Origin of the sequence: uncultured Clostridium sp. (genome assembly GCF_937920395.1) — a bacterium.
Classification (GTDB): Bacteria; Bacillota; Clostridia; order Clostridiales; family Clostridiaceae; genus Clostridium_AD.
Genome location: NZ_CALEVF010000345.1, coordinates 1 through 9,328 on the forward strand (window position 1 = coordinate 1; position 9,328 = coordinate 9,328).

The 9,328-nt window shown below is 31.4% G+C and carries 8 protein-coding genes, 1 pseudogene and 1 riboswitch; all 9 genes and pseudogenes read right to left on the minus strand.

Features of this window, described 5'->3' with window-relative positions; translation table 11 throughout:
• Positions 1 to 215 (minus strand): annotated as a pseudogene (locus tag Q0649_RS20555) (cobalt-precorrin 5A hydrolase); the annotation flags it as partial.
• Between the two features lie 274 nt (positions 216 to 489).
• Positions 490 to 1,428, minus strand: a complete 939-nt coding sequence (locus Q0649_RS20560) for an ABC transporter permease (RefSeq protein ID WP_298846278.1) — start codon at positions 1,426 to 1,428, stop codon at positions 490 to 492.
• On the minus strand, positions 1,421 to 2,500 hold the full coding sequence (locus Q0649_RS20565; RefSeq protein ID WP_298846280.1) for an ABC transporter permease: 1,080 nt from the start codon (positions 2,498 to 2,500) through the stop codon (positions 1,421 to 1,423). The genes Q0649_RS20560 and Q0649_RS20565 overlap by 8 nt, the downstream gene beginning before the upstream one ends.
• Positions 2,501 to 4,021, minus strand: a complete 1,521-nt coding sequence (locus Q0649_RS20570; RefSeq protein ID WP_298846282.1) for an ABC transporter ATP-binding protein — start codon at positions 4,019 to 4,021, stop codon at positions 2,501 to 2,503.
• 124 nt (positions 4,022 to 4,145) lie between these two features.
• The gene (locus Q0649_RS20575; RefSeq protein WP_298846284.1) at positions 4,146 to 5,249 is read right to left on the minus strand and encodes a BMP family ABC transporter substrate-binding protein; all 1,104 of its coding nucleotides are present in this window, start codon (positions 5,247 to 5,249) and stop codon (positions 4,146 to 4,148) included.
• A 37-nt stretch (positions 5,250 to 5,286) separates the two neighbouring features.
• Entirely contained in the window at positions 5,287 to 5,859 is a 573-nt protein-coding gene (locus tag Q0649_RS20580; RefSeq protein ID WP_298846286.1) for a xanthine phosphoribosyltransferase, read from the minus strand.
• A 140-nt stretch (positions 5,860 to 5,999) separates the two neighbouring features.
• Positions 6,000 to 6,101, minus strand: a riboswitch (purine riboswitch).
• Between the two features lie 77 nt (positions 6,102 to 6,178).
• Positions 6,179 to 7,297 carry a glucose-1-phosphate adenylyltransferase subunit GlgD gene (gene glgD / locus Q0649_RS20585; protein WP_298846288.1) on the minus strand — a complete coding sequence of 373 codons (1,119 nt, stop codon included), beginning with the start codon at positions 7,295 to 7,297 and terminating at the stop codon, positions 6,179 to 6,181.
• A 19-nt stretch (positions 7,298 to 7,316) separates the two neighbouring features.
• Positions 7,317 to 8,471 (minus strand): glucose-1-phosphate adenylyltransferase, encoded by a 1,155-nt coding sequence (locus Q0649_RS20590; protein WP_298846293.1) that lies wholly within the window; start codon positions 8,469 to 8,471, stop codon positions 7,317 to 7,319.
• 216 nt (positions 8,472 to 8,687) lie between these two features.
• Positions 8,688 to 9,328: glycogen/starch/alpha-glucan phosphorylase (locus Q0649_RS20595; RefSeq protein WP_298846290.1), on the minus strand; the 641-nt coding region annotated here is incomplete at its 5' end.

Genomic DNA, 9,328 nt, shown 5'->3' on the forward strand with positions numbered 1-9,328 from the left:
TTACTTTTTATGTATGGTGCTATTGCTCTAACTGCAATACCTGTAGAACTTATAAAAATTATACATCTATAGTTCTCCATTACATTTTTACTAACTAAATTAAACTCAAAATCGCTATGTTTTTTCTTTGAATATAGATCTATATTAAGACTTAACGCTAAAATTTCCGCTATTTGATCTCCATTTTGGGTAAATGTAACAACTGCATATTTCATTTTTCACCATTCCTACTATACATCATACTATAATTACGCACAAATTACAAAACAATTGCATAAATAAAAAAAGCAAGAAAAACAAGTGGGACGGTTAACAACTTATTACACAATTCATTTATATCATTCAATTAGTTATTAACTGTCTCTCACTAGTCAACTAGTCATTTAATTGTTAACCGTCCCTCAACATTCACTCTTATAAACATCAATTAGTTGTTAACCGTCCCCGGGTTAGCTTGCTTGTCCAATTCTTGAGTCACCTTAAACAAGGTCACCTTTCCTCTCTAAAATAAGGAACTGAGAGTCCAGCGGGTGGTGAATTTTTACCTGATTTTCTCATAGATACTATTACCAATATTATTATTGTAACTACATAAGGTAACAAGTCAATAAGATATTGTGATATTTCAAAACCTGGTAACCCTTGAAGTCTAAATCCTAATATATCAAGTCCCCCGAAAAGATATGCCCCAATTATTGCTTTTTGTGGTTTCCATGTTGCAAAAATTACAAGTGCAACTGCGATCCACCCTCTACCTGCCGTTACGTTTTCCTGCCATGCTGGTACATAAACAAGAGATAAGTATGCTCCACCAAGACCGCAAAGTGCTCCACCAATTAATGTGTTAGCATATTTATAAGCAGTAACATTTATACTTGCTGCATCAGCAGCTGCTGGATTTTCTCCAACTGCCATAGTGTTTAATCCCTTAGTCGTTTTATATAAATATACGAATAAAAGAATAGTCATAATATATCCAAAATATACGAACACATCATGATTAAAAAATATATCTCCTATAAAAGGTATATTCCCTAGTATTGGAATTCTTACTGTAACAAAAAAATTCTTAATTGTATTTGGCGTAACTTGACCTATCAAACTTTTACCTACCATACTTGAGAACCCTGTTCCAAATATAGTTAATGTAAGTCCACATACGACTTGATTCGCCCTAAGAGATATAGTTAGAAAGGCATATATCAGAGCGCCAAAGCCACCTGCAATTGCGGCAGCAATCATTGCTATAACAGGATTACCTGTACTTATTCCAGCCATAAACCCAATGACAGACCCCATTAGCATCATACCTTCTACCCCTAAATTAAGGTTACCAACTTTTTCTGTTAATAATTCACCAAGTGTTGCAAAAAGTAGAGGCGTACCAGCTACAACTGCAGCGGCTAAAAATGTTGTTATACTATTCATTTTTACTTACCTCCTTTAGTTTAGCTGAGAATTTAAAATTAATTTTATACTTTGTAAAAAATTCACTACCTAGTACAAAAAACAGTATAATTGCTTGTATCAATTGAGCGGCAGCTTCGGGTATGCCAAATGCTGTTTGAATAAATGAGGCACCTTGAACAAGCGCCGCGAAAAGTATAGATACTATTACTATAACCGGTGCAGAAAGTGCTGAGAGCCAAGCTATAATTATAGCTGTAAATCCTACTCCACCTGAAACATCTGCTGACAGCGTTCCACTAACAGCAGAAACTTGAATAACACCTGCAATTCCACATAAGGCACCACTTAAAAATATAGCTATAAACATAGTTTTTCTAATTTTTATACCTGCATATATAGCAGTTTTTTCACTCTCACCAAGAACTGAGATTTCATAACCCTTTTTAGTATATTTAATGAAAACATATACTAAAATTGCAAGTACAATTGCTATTATCCATCCCGCATTTATACCAAAAACATTTGGCAGTGTTGCGTTATCTGAAAAAGTAGGAATTTTCGGAAAACCCATTGCAGCCTTATCTCTCCAAGGTCCATATTGAAGATAAGTTATAAACTTTATTGCAACATAATTTAACATTAAGGTTACTATAGTCTCATTAGTATTCCATTTTCCTTTAAGCAAAGCTGCAATTAACGCCCATAATCCCCCGCCTACTACTCCTGCGCAAAACATTAACAATAACAAAGGAAATTTAGGCATATTTGAAAATTTCAAAGCAAAATATGTAGCAGCAAATGCTCCCATTAGTATTTGTCCTTCTCCTCCAATATTCCAAAATTGCATTCTAAATGCTATTGCTATTCCAAGTGAACTTATAATAAGTGGTATAGCCTTAATAAGTGTTTGCTGGATACTATAAGTTGAACCAAAACTGCCCTGAACAATTGCTACATACACATCTAGTGGGTTAAGTTTTATAATAAGCAAAAACATTGCCAAAACCACAAGCGATAGGAGTATTGCAAGACACCTTATTTTAAGGTTATCAACTTTGGTAATTTTAGACCTTTTAACAATCTGAATCATCTATATCACGTCCATATCATCAGTGTTTCCAACCATCATCATACCGATTTTTTCTCTTGAAGACTCTTTTGCATCGACGATTCCAGTAATTTCACCATCGCAAATCACCATAATCCTATCACATAAATGAATTAACACATCAAGGTCCTCTCCTATAAATAAAACTGCAGTACCTTTTTTCTTTTCCTCACTTATGAGATCATATATCGTATAACATGTATTAATATCAAGCCCACGAACAGCATATGCCATAATAAGTATTTTAGGATGCATGCTTAATTCTCTTCCAACTAATATCTTTTGAATGTTACCCCCTGATAAATATTTTATAGGATGATATATATCAGGAGTTTTAATTTCAAATTTTTCCACCATTTCTTTTGCTTTTTCAATTACTGGTTTTCTATCTATAAATATCCCCTTTTGGTTATGATAATCCTTAAGTAATAGGTTATCCACCATACCCATAGACGCAACAAGGCCCATCCCTAATCTATCCTCTGGTATAAAGCTCATACTTATACCTTTGTTTATAATATCTCTTGGAGATTTGCCTACAAGGTCTTCTCCCTCAAGTACTATACTTCCACTAGATACATTCTCTATACCTGCAATAGCTTCACATAATTCTCTTTGCCCACTGCCTGCAATTCCAGCAACACCAAGGATTTCACCTTGCTTAAGAGAGAAACTAATATTTTTAACAATTTCTGCTTTTTCAGCATTTACAACTACTAAATCAGATACTTCTAGCATTACCTTGCCAACCTCTTTATTTACTTTCTTTATAGATAAATCTGCTTTGCGTCCCATCATTAGTTCTGTTAATTCTTTAGGACTTGTATCTTCTTTCTTAAGTGTTTTTATAGCCTCACCTTTTCTTAAAACAGTAATTTTATCACAAATCTCCATTACTTCATTCATTTTATGACTTATGAATATTATTGCTTTTCCTTTTTCTTTCATACTTCTCATAATCTTAAATAATTTTTCTGTTTCACTTTCTGTAAACACAGTAGTAGGTTCATCTAACACTAAAATATCCGCACCTCTATAAAGCACTTTAAGTATTTCAAGATTTTGCCTCTCACCTACTGGCATCTGTGAAACATATTTATTCAAATCCATTTCCAAATGAAATTTTTCGCATATATCATTAATTTTTTTAATTTCTACCTTATTATTAAAAAATATACCTCTTGTTTGACCAAGTAATATATTTTGCTTAGCAGTCATTTCTTCAACTAATTTAAAATGTTGATAAATCATTCCAACACCAGCCTTAATTGCATCCTTTGGACTATTAAAGTTAGTGTTTTTTCCGTGAATAAAAATAGAACCGCTGTCTGGTGTATAAACTCCAGATAACATGTTCATAAGGGTGCTTTTGCCTGCCCCGTTTTCACCTAGTAATGCATGGATTTCTCCGCCTAGTAGCGTTAAATTCATATTGTTATTAGCTATTACTTTCCCGAAGGTTTTACTAATATTTTCTATAGATACATAAGGGGTTTTATCCATATTTACATCCTCATTTCTAATATATTTATTAGAGCTTATTGCCATCAAATTCAACAAATATAGCACTCATATAATATCATTTGTGCTATATTTATTAACTTTTATATTTTGTTTCAAATGCTTATTATTTTGCTATTTTTCCTTCTATACCTTTAACAAACCAATTAAATGATAATAGTTCCTTATCTGTCATAACTATACCTTTTGCAATTTTAACAGCTCCACTTTGATCTACTAATGGTCCTACAAATATTTTATTTTTACCTGATAAAATATCAGCTTTTGCTTTAGCAACAGCTTCTGCTGCTCCTTTAGGCGCATTTTTTGTAAGTGGTGCAAGCGAAACTACTCCAGATTCTAGACCTTTCCAATAACTTCCTGACTTCCAAGTCCCAGCTTGAATAGCCTTTATTTGCTCAACATAATAAGGAGTCCAATTCCAAACTGGAGCTGTCATATATGATTTTGGCGCCTTAGCACTCATGTCTGTATTGTACCCAATCGCAGATATACCTGCTTCTTCTGCCGCTTGAAGTGGGCCTGCAGTATCTTGATGTTGAGTAATAACATCCACGCCTTCTGCAATTAGTGCTTTTCCTGCTTCTTTTTCTTTAGCTGGATCATACCAAGTATTAGTCCATTTTACTTTTACTATAGCTTTAGGATTAACAGATTGTACACCTAAAGTAAATGCATTAATTCCTCTTACCACTTCTGGTATTGAGTATGCAGCTACATATCCTATTTTATTAGTTTTAGTTTTCATACCGGCAACTATACCTGAAAGATATCTTGCTTGATAAATACGACCGAAATATGTAGACATATTTGTCGATGTTGTGTACCCAGATGCATGAAGATATTTAACATCAGGATGTTTTTTAGCTGATGCTACCATTCCATCCATAAATCCAAAGCTAGTTCCTACAATAACGTTAGCTCCTTGATTAATCATTTCCTCGCATGTTTGTTCTACATCTGCCACATTCTCTTTTACTGATTCCTTGAACAAAGTCTTTACACCTAATTGTTTTTCAAGACCTTTTCTTCCCATATCATGAGAATAAGTATAACCACCGTCACCTACAGGTCCTACATATATAAATCCTACTACTACTGGTTTCTTTACATCATTTGTCCCAGTTTTCTTTGTGCTACCACATCCTGCAAGCGCGAGTGATGTAATTAATGTAACTGCTAATAGTAAACTTCCTAATTTCTTTTTCATTAGTAATGCCCCCTTAAATCTTTTATGTAAAATATTATTATTTAAAAACTACCTTATTATCTTTTAAAGATTTTATTATGGCGAGTGACTCTACCTTAACCCCCTCCTTTTCTATACATTTTCTACCATTCTGGAATGCTTTTTCAATTACAATTCCCACTCCAACAATATTAGCCTCAGCTTGACGTACAATTTTAATAAGACCGAGAGCTGCATTCCCATTTGCTAAAAAGTCATCAATTATCAAAATTTTATCTTCTTTATTTATATATCTTTTACTAGTTCTCACTTTATAATTCTTATTTTTTGTAAAAGAAAATACATCAGCCTCATATGCGTTATTATCCATTGTTGTGGAATCATTCTTTTTTGCAAACACTACAGGGACGTTGTTAAAATATTGTGCCACAATACATGCTATGCCTATACCTGATGCTTCAACTGTTAGTATTTTTGTAACTTCATCATTTTCAAATCTTTCTTTAAATTCTTGTCCTATTTCATTTAATAGTTTTATATCAATTTGATGATTGAGGAAACTATCAACCTTTAAAATCTCACTACCTATTACTACTGCTTCACTTAATATCTTATTCTTTAGTGCTTCCATACATTTTCTCCTTCGTAATAATTTTTTCATATTATGTATATATAAAACAATAACCCCCTAGATAACGATTTAATACGTTAACTAAAGGGGTTTATAATAAAATCTTCCATAAAAATAATTTATACTAAAATTATTTTTACTTTATTTATCAAAACACCCATAGTCAAGTCTTTTAAGGTTACTTGGTAGAAACGCTTAGACCATATTTCTAAGCTTATATGAGTTTGCGAATATTAATTTTTTTTTTCATTTCATCGTTCGTGTTTATACTTGTTATTACAATATTACAACATTTGTTTTATTAAATCAATATCTATTTTTAAAATTCGTATGGTTCAACCTTTTTCTCTATAACTACAGGGAAATCATCTGAACCTTCAAGCACTGTATTCTCACGCATAATTATATTTCTATCAACAATTACATTAGTGAGCTTACATCCCTTTTTAATTTCACATTTTTCAAATATTATACAATTTTTAATTTCCACGTCCTCATGTATGGTCACTCTTCTTGCGATTATACTATTCTCTATTTTCCCCTTCAAAATACATCCATTTGAAACTAAAGCGTTATTAACTTTTGATCCATTAAAATATTTAGTAGGGGCCTCATTTTTACTTTTTGTATAAATTAACCCATTACTAAAAAACAACTCTTTTGTTACCTTAGTTTTTAACATATCCATACTAGCAGAATAATAATTTCTCAAAGAATCTATACGCTTAACATATCCTTTAAACTCAAATGCATTTATGTTCAACTTCAAAACATGTTCATATATAAATGATTTTATTGAATTATGATATCCTGTTTGCATACCATTTTTCACAATATCAATAAGAGTGCTCTTTTTCATAATAAACATTTCCATTGATATATTTAGTTTATCTGATACACCTATATTTTTCCCAACGCTTAAAACTTTATTTTCTTCATTAATATATAATGTACTGCAACTTAAATAATCAATTTTCCCACTATTCGTTTTTTTATATAATAATGTTATGTCACTACCCGATTCCTCATGATAAGTTGCCGCTTCATTGTAATCCAAATTGCATAACATGTATGAAGAAGATATTATTACGTAATCTTGTTTTGATTTATAAATATATTCCACATTGTCGTTTAATACATCTATATCCCTTAACTCTGATCTTTCTGATGTAAGATTAAATACAAATAGTCCATTTATTTTTCTATCTAAATCCCACGGTTTCCCTGAACCTAAATGACCAACTAATGACCTAGATTTTGTGTTAGTGAAAATGCCTACATTATGAATACCTGAATTAACCATATTGGAGAGCACAAAATCAATAATCCTGTATCTCCCTCCTATAGGTATAGCAGCTATTGGTCTTGATTTTGTAAGGCTTTTAATATTATCTTCCCTCTCATTTAACATTAATATTCCCATATAATTTCCAAGCATTTTTATCACCTCTTTTATTTTATACTTTAGTTAACATCTTTGAATTAGCTTTTATTTCGGCTCCTTCTTCTACAACAATAATATCTTTCCCATTTCCAATATATGAATCACGTCTTATGGTAACATTACTCCCTACAATAGCTTTATCTATAACCACATTTTTTCCAATTTTAGTATTTGGTAAAATAACTGAATTAGTTATTTTAGTATTTTTACCTACATGTACTCCTTGAAAAAGCACACAATTATTTATTTCTCCGAATACTGTACAACCCTCATTGAGCAATGCATTATTAATTTTAGCTTCTGGCCCTATATATTGAGGTGGTAACATAGGATTTACAGTATATATTTTCCAATTATTATCATGTATATCAAGTTCATTCTTATCAGATATCAAATCCATATTAGCGGACCAAAAACTTTCAATAGTACCAACATCCCTCCAATATCCTTTAAATGGGAATGCATATAACTTCTGATTATCCTGAAGCATTTTTGGTATTATGTTTTTTCCAAAATCATTACTTGATTCTTTATCGAGATTGTCCTCTTTTAAAAGTTTTTTAAGTACAGACCAGTTAAAAATATAAACTCCCATAGAAGCTAAATTATTTTTAGGCTCTTTAGGCTTTTCTTCAAATTCAAAGATACTATAATCTTCCTTTGTATTCATTATTCCAAACCTACTACACTCATCATCTGGCACCTCTATTACAGCAATAGTAACATCAGCGCCTTTTTCTTTGTGATAATCTAGCATTTTCGAATAATTCATTTTATAAATATGGTCTCCTGATAAAATAAGAACATATTCCGGCTCAAAGTCATCAATATAATTTATATTTTGAAATATAGCATCTGCTGTGCCATTGTACCAATTGCCACCATTCTCACTCTGGTAAGGGGGCAGTAGACTTACACCACCGTTTCTCCTGTCTAAATCCCATGGAGCACCTATACCTATATGTGCATTTAACGCTAAAGGTTGGTATTGAGTAAGAACTCCTACTGTGTCTATATCAGAATTTGAACAATTACTTAATGAAAAATCTATAATTCTATACTTTCCTCCGAATGGAACTGCTGGCTTCGCTGTCATCTTAGTTAATTGTTTTAACCTTGATCCTTGACCACCTGCTAGTATCATTGCTATCATTTCTTTTTTCATAATAGTTTTCTCCCTCCTATATTTTTTTAAATTGGGTATCATAAAAAACATATTAAATTAAAATAACTTTTTATAAAAGATTTGTCAGATTTTATTTCATTTTATCAAAATCATAGATTAATAAATACAATTTGTCAAGAAGGATTATAAAACAAAATGCTATACTAGATAATTGACTAGTATAGCATTTTCATATAACTAAACCTTAATATTATTAAATTACAACTTAATATTAACAGGTGGTGTATCCCAAATTTCTTTTGCATATTTCTTTATCGTATTATCACTAGAGAATATACCAGATTTTGCGATATTTGTAATTGACATTTGTTGCCAAATAGATTTTTGCCTAAATAACCTATCAATCTCACTATGAGCATTAACATAAGCGTCAAAATCTTTTAACACAAAATACTCATCATTATTAGCAAGTAAGCTATCATATAAACCCATAAATTCTGTTTTAGGAGTTCCTAAAAATCCATTTATCAATTGATTTAATATGGTATTTATCCTTTGATCATTATTATATATATAATAAGAGTTATATGTTTTATTCTTATAATACTCTATTACCTCTTGAGCTGTAAGCCCAAACAATATAATATTTTCTTTACCAACCGCATCAAATATCTCCACATTTGCACCGTCTAATGTAGCTATTGTTATAGCCCCATTCATCATAAATTTCATATTACCTGTTCCAGAGGCTTCCTTTGATGCAGTAGATATCTGCTCACTTACATCTGCACAAGGAATAATTCTTTCAGCAAGGGACACCCCATAATTTTCAAGGAATAATATCTTTATTTTTCCGCGAACTATAGGATCATTATTTATCTTACTTGCCAAAGTATTAA

Coding starts and splice junctions, on each gene's coding strand:
- Q0649_RS20560 (WP_298846278.1), bottom strand. CDS start 1,428: ATGAATAGTATAACAACATTTTTAGCCGCTGCAGTTGTAGCTGGTACG.
- Q0649_RS20565 (WP_298846280.1), bottom strand. CDS start 2,500: ATGATTCAGATTGTTAAAAGGTCTAAAATTACCAAAGTTGATAACCTT.
- Q0649_RS20570 (WP_298846282.1), bottom strand. CDS start 4,021: ATGGATAAAACCCCTTATGTATCTATAGAAAATATTAGTAAAACCTTC.
- Q0649_RS20575 (WP_298846284.1), bottom strand. CDS start 5,249: ATGAAAAAGAAATTAGGAAGTTTACTATTAGCAGTTACATTAATTACA.
- Q0649_RS20580 (WP_298846286.1), bottom strand. CDS start 5,859: ATGGAAGCACTAAAGAATAAGATATTAAGTGAAGCAGTAGTAATAGGT.
- glgD (WP_298846288.1), bottom strand. CDS start 7,297: ATGCTTGGAAATTATATGGGAATATTAATGTTAAATGAGAGGGAAGAT.